This is a genomic window from Kitasatospora sp. GP82, from assembly GCF_029892105.1.
In the GTDB taxonomy this organism is placed as follows: domain Bacteria; phylum Actinomycetota; class Actinomycetes; order Streptomycetales; family Streptomycetaceae; genus Kitasatospora.
The window spans coordinates 60,166-76,666 of the sequence record NZ_JARZAJ010000011.1; the positions used below are offsets into that span (position 1 = coordinate 60,166).

Here is a 16,501-nt window from a genome sequence, read left to right on the forward strand (position 1 = left end):
CGAGCTGGAATTGCGGCAGCCTCCGTGCCGAGGTGTCCGGCGGTGGTGGAGAGTCGCCTGCACGGGAGCCGCCGTGCTCTGGCTACCTGCGACGGATGTACCGTGCTGCGCGTCGACCACACGAGTTTGCGCTTCCTGGACGTCGTGACGCTCGACGCGTTCCTCGCCGGAGCGGGCTTCAGGAGAGACGACAGGAGAGACGACGGGAACCGGTGCCGCAGCGGAGGCGGCACCGGTTCCCGTCGGCCGGTCAGGCGGAGAAGGTCAGCCCACGTTGGAGCAGGTGTTGCCGGTGGCGGGGTTGAGCAGGCCGATCGGGTTGACGGTGTTGCCGCAGATGTTGATCGGGACGTGGATCGGAATCTGGATGACATTGCCGGACAGCACGCTCGGCGAGCCGACGGCCGTGCCCGTGGCGGTGGCGGAGGCGGAGGCCGCTCCGGCCGATCCGAGTACGAGTGCACAGGCTGCCCCGGAAAGCACGAGGGCCCTACGGATGTCCTTCACAGTCTTCTCCATTCCTGGTGGGATGGTGCCTGGTCGTGCGGGAACCACCGCCTCCGGCCTGCGCCAGGGTGGTCCGTCCCGCAGCAATTTTTCGCATCACCGTCCCCACTGCCGGGCAAGCACACCTACCGTTCACCCGCCCGAGTGTGCCTTCGCGCGCGCAATGGGCCATCGGCACTACCGCGGCGCTGAGAGAGTGGTGGTACGGAGCTGAACCGGGTGTTCGACCACCGCTGGCGCGACGACGAGGGCGGCGAGTGGGTGCTGGCGGTCGGGCGCGGGCCCGCAGGGGAGTGGGTGCTGGATGCCGGATCGCCGAGGTGGCAGGAGACCCTGCCCTTCCAAGGGGCCGAGAAGGTAGGGGAGTTCGCGCAGGCTGTCCTGGACCTTCCGGTGGAACCGGAGCCGTACGAGTGGGAGCTGACCCTCTCCGAGCCGCACCCGAGCTCGAACGGATCGGTCCTCGTCGCCACGCTCACGATCGGCCGGGACGGCGCGGACGCTCATCTCCCCTATCTGCTCTACCAGTCGTACTACACCTTCCCGCTACGACCGGACGCGACCGGACTCGGCTTGGAGGTGCTCTGCGAGGGGGCGGCGGCCGGTGTGTCCCGGCTGCATGCCGGCGCGGCGGCGCTGGCGGCCAAGGCCCGGTCCGGTGAGCGCAGTTCGGCGCGGGTGAAGAGGTAGCCCGAGGCCAGCAGGACCAGGCCCGCGACGCCGAGCAGGAGGATCCGGTAGTCCACTACGGAGATCAGAGCGGCGCCGAGGGCGATCGCGATCGTCTGCGGGGTGGAGAGAACGAGGCCGAGCGCGGCATCGGTCCTGCCCATCAGTTCCGGGGGTGTACGCCGCTGAAAGAGCGTCATGAGACCGACCGTGATCAGGGGGAGGCTCGAGCCGACGAACGCGGCGCCCGCGAGCGCTGCTGCCGTCGAGGAGGTGGCGAGCAGGAGGAAGCCGAGCGTCGCGTTGGCCAGCCCCAGGGCGACCAGGCGGCCTTCCCCGAGGCGCCGCATCAGCGCGGTCGCGGTCAGCCCGGCGACGATCGCACCGACGCCCTGTGTCGAGACCACCACCCCGATGAAGCCGTCGGGACGGTGCAGTCCTTGGCCGACGACAGCGAAGACGGCCGTCTCGGCGAGCCCGAACGCGACGATCGCCAGACCGGCTGCCAAGGTCACCTGCCGTAGTACGGCGGTGCGGCGGATGTGGCGGGCGCCGGCGACGGCCTCGGCGATCAGCCGTTGCCCGGACGGCTTCGGCCGCTCCTCGTGTACCTGCATGGCAAGCAGGGCGGCGACGGCTATCAGGAACGTGACCGCGTCGGCCACGATCACCGGGGTCGGGCCGAACGCGGTGAGCAGACCCGCGCCGAGCAGGGGAGTGATCAGCCGCATTCCCTCCCGAAGGGTCTGCATGACGCTGTTCGCCTCGCCGAGCAGTTCCTCGGGTATCACGGTCTGGAGCAGCGCACTCTGGGCCGGGCCGAGAACCGCGGCGGACAGGCCGTAGCCGAACATGACCGCGTAGATCAGCCAGACCTGCTGCCGGCCGCCGACCAGGAGCAGGAACAGGACGAGTGCCGCGGTGGCCAGATTGACCACGATCAGCAGGGGGCGCCGCCGTACCCGGTCGGCGAGCAGGCCACCGAGCGGGCCGCCCAGGCCGCCGAGCGTGAACATGAAGAAGGACAGGCCGGCTGCGGAGGCGCTGCCGGTGAGCATCTTGATCCAGATGCCAAGGGCCAGCCAGAGCGCGGAGTCGCCGAGGGACGACAGGCTCTGGCCGAGGATGTAGAGCCTGGCGTTCCGGTTGGCCAGCAGCAGTCGCACGGCTCAGTCCTCCGAATTGGTCGCGTCGAGCGGGTAGCTGAACAGGAGCAGTTCGATCGGCAGACCGTCCGGCGGTCGGAGGGCGGGATTCTCCAGGCGGTCCCGGTAGCGTCCCAGGAGCCGGCCGAGGTCGGCCATGAACTGGTCGGCCTCGTCGGGCGTCATGTATGCGACGGTCTGCTGGGCGCTGGTGACCTGCTGCCAGGTCCCGTGGAATCCGGCTCGGCGGGCGTTCACCACACCGGCCCGTCCGAGCCAGGTGTCCCACAGCAGTCTGGTCAGGGCCTCGGCGGCGCTCGCGGTCTCCGCGTCCTCGGCGGTGCCGTTGAAGGCGAAGCCGATGTTCCTCAGCCGCCAGGGCCGGCGTCGGCCCGGGGCGTCTCCGGCCTCCTCGACGAAGCCGTACTTGGCCAGTGTGCGCAGGTGGAATGCGCAGTTCGTCGGTGATTCGCCGATGATCTCGGCGGCCTCGGTCGCGGTGAGCCGCTCGTGGTGGCCGAGTGCCTCCAGGAGTGCGAGGCGGGTCGGATGCGCTATCGCCCGCATGGTCCGTGGATCGCGGAGCTGTCGCAGGGGTCGCTCGGTGCCCTTGCCGTCGCCCGGAGGCGGCAGGGATTCTTCGGGAGCCATGTCTCGAAACACTACGCTCGAAACATTTCTTTCGACAAGGTTTCGGAGAGATCTTTCGGTGGTTGGTGACCGTGTACTGCCCCGAGCCCCCCGAACAGTGCGAGGCTGGCGTCGTGCCCGAGGGGCGTGGTCGCAGCGCGGTCCGGTACGGCGGCGGTATGAGTGAACACGGCGAGGTGGACGCATGAGCACACCGCTGGTCCTGGGTCTGGATGTCGGAGGCACTGCCACCCGGGTGGTGGTCGCGGACCTGGACGGCCGGGTGGTCGGGGCGGCGCGCGGCGACGGCGGCAATCCCGTCTCGCACGGTGGCGCCGCCGCCTCCCGCAGCATCGCCGACTCGTTGGACAGGGCGCTGGCCGGGGTGGATCCGGCCCGGGTCGCCGCCGGAGTGCTCGGCCTTGCGGGTGGCCTGGTCTCGGCTGCCGACCTGACGGAGGTCTGGTCGGCAGCCGGACTGACCGTCGCACCCCGGCAGGTCACCGATGTGGAACTCGCCTTCGCGGCGGGCACCAGCAGCCCGGTCGGCTCGGTCCTGATCAGTGGGACGGGTGCGGTGGCGGGGGAGTGCCGGGACTTCAACCCGGTCCGCCTCGCCGACGGGCACGGATGGCTGCTCGGCGACCGGGGTTCGGGCTACTGGCTCGGGCATGCGGCCGTCCGGCTCGCGCTGGCCCGGATCGACCGGGGCGAGCGGCTGACCGGGCCGGCCCGCGCGGTGGTCGACGGACTGCTGGGGGTCGGCGAGGCCGGCAACCTGCGGTCCGCACTGATCAAAGCCGTGCACGCCGAGGCCCCGGTACGGCTCGCCCGGCTCGCGCCGATGGTGCTGCGGGCGGCCGAGGCGGGCGAACCCGAGGCACTCGCCCTGGTCGAGGAGGCCGCCGGGCATCTCCTCGCGACCTTGGGGACGGTCCGTGCGGTGGGGTCGGTGGACCCGGTGGTGCTGGCGGGCGGGGTGCTGTCGCCGTCCTCGCCGCTCGCTGCGGCCGTCGGCGGACGGATCGCCGAGCAGTGGCCGGGGGCCGAGATCACCTTCGCCGGCAACGCGGCCGGTGCCGCCGCCTGGCTGGCGGCCCGTTCACTCGCCGCGCCGGGGCTGGACGGCCTGCACCAGAAGCTCGTCGGCGCCCTCTGAGCGCTCGGACAACGCGAACAGCCTTGCGACCGTGTCCGCTCGGACAACGCGAACAGCCCTGCGACCGTGTCCGCTCAGGCGGTCCCGCCGGCGGCTCAGCCGACGTTGCGCGGAGTGCTGCCCTTGGACTCCAGGTTCCACGGGATGATGCGCTCGGGGTGGATCCGGATGGCCTCGTTGCTGAAGAACCCGGGCATGAGCGGCGGTTGGTCGAGAACCAGCAGTTCCGCCCGGCCCCGGATCTCGACGCCCCGGCCCCAGCCTGGCGCGACCGCCTCGGGGTCGTCCTCGGGCGTCATGTCGTCCACCAGGAAGGACACCTGGGGGTTGGTCAGGGCATTGCGGTACTTCTGGGAGCTGCTCAGCTTCGGGCCGCCGATGTCGATCGTCCCGTCCTCGTTCAGCCTGAAGCCGACGGGCCTGACCTGCGGTGCACCGGCCGGAGTGACGGTGGCGAGGCGCCCCAGCTGCTGACCGGCCAGGTATGCGCGTTCCTTGGGAGTGAAGACCATGTCTGTGACCGTATGAGATCAAGTGCACTTCAGGTCAAGAGACTTGGCCGGAATGAAAACAAGCATGCATGCTTGCTTTATCGCCCGCCCGGTGCCAGGCTGCTGGCCGTTGGCAGGCGGCACCGCGAGAGCGGGCGGCGGCAGGGGAGGCATACGGTGCTGCGGATCGGCAATGCGTCCGGCTTCTACGGGGACAGGTTCTCCGCGTTCCGGGAGATGCTCACAGGCGGCGCGCTGGACGTCCTCACCGGCGACTACCTGGCCGAACTGACCATGCTGATCCTCGCCCGCGACCGGCTGAAGGATCCCCAACTCGGTTACGCCAAGACCTTCCTGCGCCAGATGGAGGAGTGTCTCGGCCTGGCGCACGAGGCCGGCGTGCGGATCGTGGTCAATGCGGGCGGACTCAACCCGGCCCGACTGGCCGACGCACTGCACGAGTTGGCGGACAAGCAGGGTATCCCGCTGCGCGTCGGCCGGGTAGGCGGAGACGATCTGCTGCCGAGGGCCGAGGAGTTGGCGCTCCCCGGTGGGCTGCTGGCCGCCAACGCCTACCTCGGCGCCCAGGGTATCGCCGAGTGCCTGCGCGGCGGTGCCGACCTCGTGGTGACCGGCCGGGTCACCGACGCCGCACTGGTGGTGGGACCGGCCATCGCGCATTTCGGCTGGGGTCCGCAGGACTTCGACGCGCTCGCCGGAGCGGTCGTCGCAGGGCACGTCCTGGAGTGCGGAGCGCAGGCCACCGGAGGCAACTACGCCTTCTTCCGCGAGCACGACGTACGCCGTCCGGGCTTTCCGATCGCCGAGATCGAGGCCGACGGCAGCAGCGTCATCACCAAGCACCCCGGCACGGGCGGCGCCGTCACCGTCGAGACCGTCACCGCCCAACTGCTGTACGAGACCGCCGGTGCGCGCTACGCCGGGCCTGATGCGACCGCGCGACTGGACACCGTCCGACTGGGCCAGGACGGCCCCGACCGGGTCCGGATCAGCGGCGTCCGGGGTGAGGAGCCACCGCCCACCCTCAAGGTCGGACTCAACCGGCTGGGCGGCTGGCGCAACGAGGTCGTCTTCGTCCTGACCGGCCTGGACGCGGAGGCCAAGTCGGCTCTTCTGCAGGAGCAGTTGGAGCAGGCCCTCGATCCGCGCCCGGCCGAGCTGCGCTGGACCCTCGCCCGCACCGACCACCCCGACGCCGACACCGAGGAGACGGCCTCCGCCCTGCTCCGGCTGACCGTCCGGGACGCCGACCAGCGCCTGGTCGGGCGCTCTCTGGGCAGCGCGGCGGTCGAGCTGGGCCTGGCGAGCTACCCGGGCTTCCATCTCACCGCTCCGCCCGGTCCCGGCACGCCCTACGGAGTGTTCGAGACGGCCCATGTCGACACCCGCGAGGTCGCCCACACGGCCGTTCTCCCCGACGGCACCAGCCGCGCGGTACCGCCGCCGACCAGCACCCGGGAGCTCGTCCAGCTCGAACAGCCTGCGCTGCCGAGCCCGTTGCCGTCAGGACCCACCCGGCGGGCGCCGCTCGGCCTGCTGGTCGGGGCCCGTAGCGGCGACAAGGGCGGTGACGCCAACCTCGGCGTCTGGGCCCGCACCGAACCGGGCTGGCGCTGGCTCGCGCACGCCCTGACCGTCGACGTGCTGCGCCAACTCCTGCCGGAGACCTCGGACTTGACCATCACCCGACACCTCCTCCCCAATCTCCGCGCGGTCAACTTCACCATCGAAGGACTGCTCGGCCAGGGCGTCGCCGCACAGGCTCGGTTCGATCCGCAGGCCAAGGCACTGGGGGAGTGGCTGCGCGCCCGCCACCTCGACCTTCCGGAGGCCCTGCTGTGACCGTCCTGTCCACCCGGCTGGACCCGACCGGGCCCGAGTACACCGCCAACCGGGACGCGATGCTCGCCAAGCTGGCCGAACTCGACACCGAGCATGCCAAGGCACTCGCCGGGGGCGGCCCGAAGTACGTCGAACGGCACCGCAGCCGGGGCAAACTGCTGCCGCGTGAGCGGATAGAGCTGCTGATCGACCCGGACTCGCCCTTCCTCGAACTCTCCCCGCTGGCCGCCTGGGGCAGTGACTATCCGGTCGGCGCCGCGCTGGTCACCGGTATCGGCGTGATCGAGGGCACCGAGTGTGTCATCACCGCCAACGACCCGACCGTCCGGGGCGGTGCCAGCAACCCCTGGACGCTGCGAAAGGCCCTGCGCGCCAACGAGATCGCGCTCCGCAACCGCCTCCCGCTGGTCAACCTGGTCGAGTCCGGCGGCGCGGACCTGCCCAGCCAGAAGGAGATCTTCATCCCCGGCGGTGCCCTCTTCCGCGACCTGACCCGGCTCTCCGCCGCCGGGATTCCCACCGTCGCCGTCGTGTTCGGCAACTCCACCGCCGGTGGCGCGTACGTGCCCGGCATGTCGGACCACACGGTGATGGTCAAGGAACGCGCCAAGGTCTTCCTGGGCGGTCCGCCACTGGTGAGGATGGCCACCGGCGAGGAGGCCGACGACGAGTCGCTCGGCGGCGCCGAGATGCACGCCCGAACCTCCGGGCTGGCCGACCACTTCGCCCTGGACGAGCCGGACGCCCTGCGGATCGCCCGCCGGATCGTCCACCGCCTGCACTGGCGCAAGGCGGGCGCGGACCCGGAGCCGGCCGCGCCGGCGCCCAAGTACGACGAGGAGGAACTGCTCGGCATCGTCCCCGGCGACCTCAAAGTCCCCTTCGACCCGCGCGAGGTGATCGCCAGGCTGGTCGACGGCTCCGACTTCGACGAGTTCAAGCCGCTCTACGGCGCCAGCCTGGCCACCGGCTGGGCCACCCTGCACGGCTACCCCGTGGGCATCCTGGCCAACGCCCAGGGTGTGCTGTTCAGCGCCGAGTCCCAGAAGGCCGCCCAGTTCATCCAGTTGGCCAACCAGCGCGACCTCCCGCTGCTCTTCCTGCACAACACCACCGGCTACATGGTCGGTCAGGCGTACGAGCAGGGCGGCATCATCAAACACGGTGCGATGATGATCAACGCGGTCTCCAACAGCCGCGTCCCGCACCTGTCGGTACTGATGGGCGCCTCCTACGGGGCCGGGCACTACGGTATGTGCGGACGGGCGTACGACCCGCGCTTCCTGTTCGCGTGGCCGAGCGCCAAGTCGGCGGTGATGGGCCCGCAGCAGCTCGCCGGGGTGCTCTCCATCGTCGCCCGGCAGTCGGCCGCGGCCAAGGGGCAGCCGTACGACGAGGACGCGGACGCCGCGATCCGGGCCATGGTCGAGCAGCAGATCGAGGCGGAGTCGCTGCCCGTCTTCCTCTCCGGCCGGCTCTACGACGACGGCGTCATCGACCCCCGCGACACCCGCACCGTCCTCGGCCTCTGCCTCTCCGCGATCCACAGCGCCCCGGTCGAGGGCGCGCGCGGATACGGCGTCTTCCGAATGTAGTTGGAGAGAGCAGACCTATGATCACCTCACTCCTGGTCGCGAACCGTGGCGAGATCGCCCGCCGGATCTTCCGCACCTGCCGTGAACTCGGCATCGCCACCGTTGCCGTCCACTCCGACCCCGATACCGACGCCCCGCACGTCCACGAGGCCGACACCGCCGTACGGCTGCCGGGCGCCGCGCCGGCGGACACCTATCTGCGCGCGGACCTGATCATCCAGGCGGCTCTGGCCGCCGGGGCGGACGCCGTCCACCCCGGCTACGGATTCCTGTCCGAGAACGCCGAGTTCGCGAGCGCCGTCCAGGAGGCCGGACTGACCTGGATCGGACCCTCGGCCTCGGCGATCGCCGCGATGGGGTCCAAGACCGAGGCCAAGCGGCTGATGGCCACCGCCGGGGTCCCCGTCCTGACGGTGGCGGCACAGCCCACCGAGGCCGACCTGCCGCTCCTGGTCAAGGCGGCGGCCGGCGGTGGCGGGCGCGGCATGCGGATCGTCCGCCGACTGGCGGAGCTCGAAGGAGCACTGGAGTCCGCACGGGCGGAGGCGGCCAAAGCGTTCGGAAGCGACGAGGTGTTCTGCGAGCCCTACCTTCCGACGGGACGCCATGTCGAAGTCCAGCTGCTGGCCGACGAGCACGGCTCCGTCTGGACCCTCGGCGAACGGGACTGCTCGCTGCAACGGCGGCACCAGAAGGTCATCGAGGAGGCCCCGGCACCCGGCCTCTCGGACGAGGGCCGCGCCGGACTCCACCGCGCCGCCGTGGCGGCCGCCCGCGCCATCGGCTACACCGGCGCCGGTACGGCCGAGTTCCTGCTCGCACCCGACGGTCGGATCTTCTTCCTGGAGATGAACACCCGCCTCCAGGTCGAACACCCCGTCACCGAGTGCGTCACCGGACTCGATCTCGTCGCCCTCCAACTGCGCATCGCCGAGGGCGAAGCGCTCCCGTCCGGGCAGCCGCAGATCCGAGGCCACGCGATCGAGGCCCGCCTCTACGCCGAGGACCCCGAACACGACTGGCGGCCGCAGGCCGGCACCCTGCACCTGCTCCAACTGGCCGATGCATGCGCAGAGTTCACCACCACAGGCCGGGAGGGCGGGCTGCGGCTGGACTCCGGTGTGACCGGGCCGGCGGCCGTCGGCATCCACTACGACGCGATGCTCGCCAAGGTGATCGCCTGGGCTCCGACCCGGGCCGCCGCCGCCCGCCGACTCGCCGACGCCCTCGGCCGGGCCCGGATCCACGGCCTGACCACCAACCGCGACCTCCTGGTCGCCGCCCTGAGGCATCCGGCCTTCCTCGACGGCCGACTGCACACCGGCTTCCTCGCCGAACACGCCGCCGAACTCAACCCCGCAGGACCGGACAAGCACGCTCCGCTGGCCGCCCTCGCCGCCGCCCTCGCGGACGCCGCCGCCCGGCCGAACGCCTTCCCCTCCGGCTGGCGCAACCTGCCCTCCCAGTCCCAGCTCAAGTGCTACCGCGCCGCCGACGGTACCGAGCACGAGGTCCGATACCGCCTCACCCGCACGGGCCTGCACGCCGAAGGCCACCCGGACACCGAGCTCCTCGCCGCCACGCCCGGACGCGTCACCCTCCGCACCGGCGGCCTCACCCGCACCTTCGAGATCGCCACCTACGGCGACGCCGTCCACCTCGACTCCCCGCTCGGCGCCATCACCCTCACCGCTCTCCCGCGCCACCTCGAACCCGCCGTCCACACCGACCCGGGTGCACTGCTCGCCCCCATGCCCGGCACCGTCGTCCGCACCGCCGTCGCCCCGGGCGAGCGCGTCACCGCAGGCCAACCCCTGCTCTGGCTGGAGGCGATGAAGATGGAGCACCGCGTCTGCGCCCCCGCCGACGGCCTGCTCACCGAACTCCGCGTCAGCCCCGGCCAGCAGGTCGAACTGGGAGCCCTGTTGGCCGTCGTGCAGCAGACGGCAGCCGGCCAACTGCCCTGAGCTCCTGCACGGCCGAGCACATGTCCGAAGATCCGCACGGAGAGGACCACACCACCCATGTCCGTGTTCATCGAATCCCCTGAACGCCGGACCCTGCGCCGCGCCGTCGCCGACCTCGGCCGCCGCTACGGCGCCGCGTACTTCCAGGCCAAGGCCCGCGCGGGGCTGCCCACCGAGGAACTCTGGTCCGAGGCGGGCAAACTCGGCTACCTCGGCGTCAACCTCCCGACCGAGTACGGCGGTGGAGGCGCCGGCATCAGCGAACTCGCCATCGTCCTGGAGGAACTCGGCGCCGCCGGAAGCCCGTTGCTGATGCTCGTCGTCTCTCCCGCCATCTGCGGAACCGTGATCGCCCGCTTCGGCACCGAGCAGCAGAAGCAGCGGTGGCTCCCCGGACTGGCCGACGGCACCCGCAGGATGGCCTTCGGCATCACCGAACCCGACGCCGGATCCAACTCCCACCGCATCGCCACCATCGCCCGCCGTGACGGCGACGACTGGCTGCTCTCCGGCCGCAAGGTCTTCGTCTCCGGCATCGACCACTCCGATGCCGTCCTCTTCGTCGGCCGCACCGAGGACGCCGCCACCGGTAAGCTCAAGCCGGCCCTCTTCGTCGTCCCCCGCGACACCCCCGGCTTCGAATACCGGCCCATCCCGATGGAACTCGTCACCGCAGAACGGCAGTTCCAGGTCTTCCTGGACGAGGTCCGGCTGCCCGCGGACTCCCTGGTCGGAGACGAGAACGCCGGTCTGCTGCAACTCTTCGCCGGGCTCAACCCCGAGCGCATCATGACCGCCGCCTTCACCCTCGGGCTCGCCCGCCAGGCCCTCGACTCCGCCGTGGAGTACGCCAGGACACGCACCGTCTGGGACACCCCCATCGGCGCCCACCAGGGCATCTCCCACCCGCTCGCCCAGTGCACCATCGAGGTCGAACTGGCCCGGCTGATGATGCAGAAGGCCGCGCACCTCTACGACTGCGGCGACGACGCGGCGGCGGGCGAGGCCGCCAACATGGCCAAGTACGCCGCGGGCGAGGCCGCCTGCCGCGCCGTCGACCAGGCCGTGCAGACCCTCGGCGGCAACGGGCTCACCCAGGAGTACGGTCTCGCCGCACTGATCGCCGCCACCAGGGTCGCCCGAGTGGCACCGGTCAGCCGGGAGATGGTGCTCAACTATGTGGCCCAGCACACTCTGGGCCTGCCCAAGTCGTACTGAACCGGTACCGACCGCACCGGTGTGACGCGAGGTTCGTGTTCGCGCTCTGTCCTCACGGCGCGACTCGGGTCACCCTGGGAGGACTCGTACCACCCAGCCGACCCGGAGGCATGCATGGTGTTCCGCAGCGACCACCCCGAGATCGAGCCCCTCGACCTGCCGATCCACGAAGCGGTGCTGGCCGGTGCGGGCCGGCACCCCGACGTGCCGGCCCTCGTCGACGGCATCACCGGAGCGTCCGTCAGCTACGCCCAACTGGACTCGGCCAGCAGGCGGATCGCGGCCGGTCTGGCCGAGGCGGGCGTCCGCAAGGGCGAGGTGGTAGCGCTGTACAGCCCCAACAGCATCGCCTTCCCGGCCGCCTTCTACGGTGCCACCCGGGCCGGGGCCACCGTCACCACCGTCAGCTCCCTGGCCACCGCCGGGGAGCTGGCCGGGCAGCTGCGCGACAGCCATGCCCGCTGGATCATCACCGTCTCGCACTTCCTGGCGACCGCCAGGCAGGCGGCCGACGTCCTCGCCGCGGAGGGGGATCCGATCCAGGAGATCTTCCTCTGCGACCAGGCCGAGGGCCATCGCTCGCTCGGCGATCTCCTCGCCTCGACCGCCCCCGAACCGCAGCCCCTGATCGAACCGGCCACCGATATCGCCGTGCTGCCCTACTCCAGCGGCACCACCGGACTGCCCAAGGGCGTGATGCTCAGCCACCGCAACATCGCCAGCAACCTGCTCCAGACCGACTCGGTACACCGGACGGCCGTCGGCGAACGCATCCTCGCCGTGCTGCCCTTCTTCCACATCTACGGGCTGACGGCCCTGTTGAACCAACCGCTGCGCAGCGGCTCCACCGTCGTCGTCCTGCCCCGCTTCGACCTGGAGCAGTTCCTGCGGACCATCCAGGAGCAGCACATCGAGGGCGTGTTCGTCGCCCCGCCGATCGTCCTCGCGCTCGCCAAACACCCGCTGGTGGAGCAGTACGACCTCTCCTCCATCCGCTACATCCTCAGCGCGGCGGCCCCGTTGGACGCCGAACTGGCCGACGCCTGTGCCCGCCGCCTCGGCCTGCCCCGCATCCACCAGGGCTACGGGATGACCGAACTCTCTCCCGTCACCCACGTGGTGCCGCTGGACGACCCGAACCCGCCGCGCGGTACGGTCGGCAAACTGGTCGCCTCCACCGAGCTGCGGGTGGTCTCCCTGGACGGCTCCGGAAAGGAACTCGGCGTCGGCGAGCAGGGTGAGCTGCTCTTCCACGGACCTCAGGTGATGCAGGGCTACTTCGCCAGGCCGTCCGAGACCGACGCCATCCTGGACGAGGAGGGCTGGCTGCACACCGGTGACATCGGCTACGTGGACGAAAACGGCTACCTCTTCGTGGTCGACCGGGTCAAGGAGCTGATCAAGTACAACGGTTACCAGGTCGCCCCGGCCGAGCTGGAGGCACTGCTGCTGACCCACCCGCAGATCGTGGACGCCGCGGTGATCGGCGTGACCGGTCAGGACGGCGTCGAACGGCCGAAGGCGTACGTCGTCCGCGCACCGGGCAGTGCGCTGACCGAGCAGGAGGTCGTCGACTTCGTGGCCGGGCAGGTGGCGCCGTACAAGAAGGTCAGGGCGGTGGAGTTCCTCGATGCGGTGCCCAAGTCCGTGTCCGGGAAGATCCTCCGTCGTGAACTGCGCGACCGCGCCCGCTGATCCCCACCCGCTACCGGTCGCCGTCCGGACTCGGCGGATGATCTGAGAGGATCGGCCGCAACCGACGCACCGTCACCCGAAAGCAGCCATGAACCTCCACGCCACCGCCCCCCGCGCCCCGCAGCAGAGCCGCAGCCGGGCGACCCGCCGCAAGCTGCTGGAAGCGGCCGTGGAGTGTCTGGCCGAGCTCGGGTGGAACGGGTCCACGGTCGCGGTGGTGGCCGAGCGGGCGGGTGTCACCAGGGGAGCGGCCCAGCACCACTTCCCGACCCGGGAGGACCTGTTCACCGCCGCGGTCGAACACGTCACCGCCGAGCGGCTGGCCGCCGTCCGGGCCCACACCGGCGAGCTGCCGCCCGCCGGAGAGGCCCGGACGGAGGCGGTGGTGGAGATGATCGTCCGCCTCTACACCGGACCTCTCTTCCGCGCCGCCCTCCACCTCTGGGTCGCCGCTGCCACCGAGGAACCGCTGCGGGAGCGGATCATCGCACTGGAGAACCACGTCGGACGCGAGTCCCACCGCGCGGCAGTCGACTTCCTCGGGGTGGACGAGTCCACCCCGGGAGTCAGGGAGACCGTCCAGGCCACCCTCGACATGGCCCGCGGCCTGGGCCTGGCCAACCTCCTCACCGACGACGGCCCGCGCCGCCGCGGTGTCATCCGGCAGTGGGCCCGCACCCTCGACGCCGTCCTCCCGGGCGCGCCCACCGCATAGGCGCTGTCCGGCCGACCTTCCCCGGACGGTGATGCACCGTCCGGGGGCGCGGGGCCCTGCCCGCTCGGCGCGACCGGCGCTCCACCGGGGTGAGAAGTGCCCGCTCCCCGGGTCCGTCGACAGCGTATGGCCGAGGTCGCACCCGGGATCGGCCGCACGAGGCCGTCCGCGGACGTCCACGGCAACCACCCCGCCGAACACCCGGTACCACCCGTCCGGAGCAGCACTCCGACGGCCCGCAGCGCTCGTTGCTGCGAGGAGTCGCCGGGCGGCCTTGCGCCGTACAGTCTGGTGTGAGCCGGATTGCCCCGGCCCCGACCGGGAAGGTACCTGGCAGGTGGGTTCCTGATCATGCATGGATTCGAGCGGACCGCTCCCGATGGTGCCGGCCAGGACGCTGAGGCGGCGGCCGGCGCCGACTCGGCGCGCCCGGAGGGCCACCGGGTGGTACCTCTCGCCAGCGCCCTGCTGGAGGGCGACGGCCGAATCCTGCACTGGAGCGTGGACGCAGAGAACCTCACCGGCTACGCGGCGGCCGAAGCCGTCGGCGCCTATGCCGCCAAGCTCCTCGTCCCCAAGTCCGAGCGGTCCGGGATCACCGCCATGTTCGACCGCATCATGGCCGGGACCGGCTGGTCGGGTCCTGTCCCGGTCCGCCACCGCGACGGCCACCTGATCGAGCTGGAGTTCCACACCTACCCGGTCACCGGCCCCGACGGGCGGCGGATGCTGCTGGCCACCGCCTCGGACCTGGAAGGGCTGCGCCGGGTGGAAGCGGACCTCGCCGTCCTGGACGGCTGCTTCACCCAGTCCCCGATCGGCATGGCGGTCTACGACACCGAGCTGCGCTTCGTCCGCCTCAACAGCGCGCTGGCACGGATCAACGGGGTGTCGATCGCCGATCACATCGGCCGCCGGATCAGCAGCGTCCTGCCGGGCCTGAACAGCACCGAGATCGAAGCCGTGATGCGCGAGGTCCTCGCCACCGGACGCCCCGTCGTGGACGCCCGTTCGCACGGCCGCACCCCGGGTGACCCGCGCCGCGACCGGGCCTGGTCCGCCTCCTACTACCGCCTGGAGGACTCCACCGGACAGGTCCTGGGCCTCAGCTCCTCGCTGATCGACGTCACCGAGCGCTTCCAGGCCGAGGCCCGCGCCGCCCGCGCCCAGGAGCGGCTCACCCTGCTCGCCGAGGCCACCGCCCGGATCGGCACCACCCTCGATCTCCAGCGCACCGCCGAGGAACTCATCGAGGCGGTCGTCCCCCGGTTCGCCGACTTCGCCACCGTGGACCTGCTGGAGCCCGTCCTGCGCGGCGAGGAACCGGCCCCGATCGCCTCCGACCGAGGCGTCATCCTGCGCGCGGTGGCGGTCGGCGAGGCGTACGAGTCGGGCCTGGTCAACGCCTCCGATGCGGTGGGGGAGACCTCCCAGTACGCTGCCGACCGGACCTACACCGAGTGCCTGCGCAGCGGCCGGCCGCTGCTGCGCACCAATGTGGACGAGCAGATCCTCTCCGCGCTGGTCTCCGAACCGGAGCGGGTTGCGCCGGGTCTGGAGGCCGGCATCCACTCGTACCTGCTGGTGCCGATCATGGCCCGGGGCATGGTGCTCGGTGGTTCGGAGTTCGTCCGTACACGCAATCAGGAGTCGTTCACCGACGCCGACGTCGCTCTGGCCGAGGAACTCGTCGCACGGACCGCAATCGCGCTCGACAACGCCCGCCTCTACCGGCGTGAGCGCGAGACCGCGCTCACCCTGCAGCGCAGCCTGCTGCCGCAGGAGATCCACCGCACCCTCGGGCTGGAGATCGCCTACCGCTATCTGCCGAGCAGTCTGGTCAGCGAGGTGGGCGGTGACTGGTTCGACGTGGTGCCGCTCTCCTGCGGCCGGGTGGCGCTGGTGGTCGGCGATGTGATGGGCCACGGCATCCGCGCCGCCGCGACCATGGGTCAGTTGCGGACGGTGGCCCGCACCTTGGCGACCCTGGACATGCCGCCCGAGCAGGTGCTGACCCGGTTGGACGAGACCGCGATGGGCATCGGCGAAAGCCAGTTCGCGACCTGTATCTGCGCGGTGTACGACCCGGTCGAGCGCACCTGCACGGTGGCCGCAGCCGGGCACCTTCCGCCGCTGCGGGTCTCGCCCGACGGGGTGGCCAGCCCGGTGGAGCTGCCGCCGGGGGTGCCGCTCGGCGTCGGCGGGGTGGCGTTCGAGAGCATGGAGTTCGCCCTGCCCGAGGGCGGGTTGGTCGCGCTCTACACCGACGGTCTGGTGGAACGCCGGGGCCAGGACATCGACCAGGGCATCGGCCTGCTCTCGCGCACCCTCGCGGGGCGCAGCCGGACCCTGGAGGCGAGCTGTGACGCGGCCCTGTCCGCACTGGTCACCGATGGGACCGACGACGACATCGCCATGATCATGGCCCGTGCGCTGCCCGTCCCCGCCGACCGGATCGCCACCCTGCCACTGGACGGGGAAGGGCCGCTGCCCAGCCGGGCCCGCCGCTTCACCCGGGCCACGCTGGAGAGCTGGGGCCTGTCCTCGCTCTCCGACTTCGCCGAGCTGATGGTCAGCGAGCTGGTCACCAACGCCCTGCTGCACGCGGAGTCACCCCGGCGCCTGAGGCTGTTCCGCGACCGCACGCTGACCGTCGAGGTCGCCGACTCGGGCGGCCCGCCACCTCGGGTCCGAGCCTCGGCGGCGGAGGACGAGGGCGGCCGCGGTATGCACCTGGTGAGCGAACTCGCCCACCGCTGGGGCACCCGCCCGACCAAGGACGGCAAGGTGGTCTGGGCGGAACTGGAACTCCCCCTCCGCCACTGACGGCAGCACGCGAGTCCTCTC

General features: G+C 71.4%; 12 protein-coding genes. 8 read left to right on the plus strand and 4 right to left on the minus strand.

Annotated elements, in window-relative coordinates:
• Positions 1–264: 264 nt before the first annotated feature.
• The 3 genes from P3T39_RS13440 to P3T39_RS13450 form a co-directional block, all read right to left on the minus strand.
• Positions 265–519 (minus strand): chaplin, encoded by a 255-nt coding sequence (locus P3T39_RS13440; protein WP_280697760.1) that lies wholly within the window; start codon positions 517–519, stop codon positions 265–267.
• Positions 520–1,040: 521 nt separating this feature from the next.
• Positions 1,041–2,342 carry an MFS transporter gene (locus tag P3T39_RS13445; RefSeq protein ID WP_280697761.1) on the minus strand — a complete coding sequence of 434 codons (1,302 nt, stop codon included), beginning with the start codon at positions 2,340–2,342 and terminating at the stop codon, positions 1,041–1,043.
• Positions 2,343–2,345: 3 nt separating this feature from the next.
• A complete protein-coding gene (locus P3T39_RS13450; RefSeq protein WP_280697762.1) occupies positions 2,346–2,972 on the minus strand; it encodes a winged helix-turn-helix domain-containing protein in 627 nt (208 codons plus the stop codon).
• 184 nt (positions 2,973–3,156) lie between these two features.
• Here P3T39_RS13450 and P3T39_RS13455 point away from each other — a divergent pair, with 184 nt between their 5' ends.
• Positions 3,157–4,110 (plus strand): BadF/BadG/BcrA/BcrD ATPase family protein, encoded by a 954-nt coding sequence (locus P3T39_RS13455; RefSeq protein ID WP_280697763.1) that lies wholly within the window; start codon positions 3,157–3,159, stop codon positions 4,108–4,110.
• A 95-nt stretch (positions 4,111–4,205) separates the two neighbouring features.
• On the opposite strand, the gene P3T39_RS13460 is transcribed toward P3T39_RS13455, so the two are convergent.
• Complete coding sequence (locus P3T39_RS13460) at positions 4,206–4,622, minus strand: PPOX class F420-dependent oxidoreductase (protein ID WP_280697764.1); 417 nt, start codon at positions 4,620–4,622, stop codon at positions 4,206–4,208.
• Between the two features lie 156 nt (positions 4,623–4,778).
• On the opposite strand from P3T39_RS13460, the gene P3T39_RS13465 reads away from it, so the two are divergent.
• The 7 genes from P3T39_RS13465 (at position 4,779) to P3T39_RS13495 (ending at position 16,480) form a co-directional block, all read left to right on the plus strand.
• A complete protein-coding gene (locus P3T39_RS13465; RefSeq protein WP_280697765.1) occupies positions 4,779–6,464 on the plus strand; it encodes a DUF1446 domain-containing protein in 1,686 nt (561 codons plus the stop codon).
• The gene (locus tag P3T39_RS13470; RefSeq protein WP_280697766.1) at positions 6,461–8,059 is read left to right on the plus strand and encodes a carboxyl transferase domain-containing protein; all 1,599 of its coding nucleotides are present in this window, start codon (positions 6,461–6,463) and stop codon (positions 8,057–8,059) included. The genes P3T39_RS13465 and P3T39_RS13470 overlap by 4 nt, the downstream gene beginning before the upstream one ends.
• A gap of 17 nt (positions 8,060–8,076) precedes the next feature.
• Positions 8,077–10,026 (plus strand): biotin carboxylase N-terminal domain-containing protein, encoded by a 1,950-nt coding sequence (locus P3T39_RS13475; RefSeq protein WP_280697767.1) that lies wholly within the window; start codon positions 8,077–8,079, stop codon positions 10,024–10,026.
• A 57-nt stretch (positions 10,027–10,083) separates the two neighbouring features.
• On the plus strand, positions 10,084–11,244 hold the full coding sequence (locus P3T39_RS13480; protein ID WP_280697768.1) for an acyl-CoA dehydrogenase family protein: 1,161 nt from the start codon (positions 10,084–10,086) through the stop codon (positions 11,242–11,244).
• A 114-nt stretch (positions 11,245–11,358) separates the two neighbouring features.
• Positions 11,359–12,939: a 4-coumarate--CoA ligase family protein gene (locus tag P3T39_RS13485; protein ID WP_280697769.1), complete on the plus strand. Its 1,581-nt coding sequence runs from the start codon at positions 11,359–11,361 to the stop codon at positions 12,937–12,939.
• An 88-nt stretch (positions 12,940–13,027) separates the two neighbouring features.
• Positions 13,028–13,654 carry a TetR/AcrR family transcriptional regulator gene (locus P3T39_RS13490; protein ID WP_280697770.1) on the plus strand — a complete coding sequence of 209 codons (627 nt, stop codon included), beginning with the start codon at positions 13,028–13,030 and terminating at the stop codon, positions 13,652–13,654.
• Between the two features lie 351 nt (positions 13,655–14,005).
• A complete protein-coding gene (locus P3T39_RS13495; protein ID WP_280697771.1) occupies positions 14,006–16,480 on the plus strand; it encodes a SpoIIE family protein phosphatase in 2,475 nt (824 codons plus the stop codon).
• Positions 16,481–16,501 lie beyond the last annotated feature (21 nt).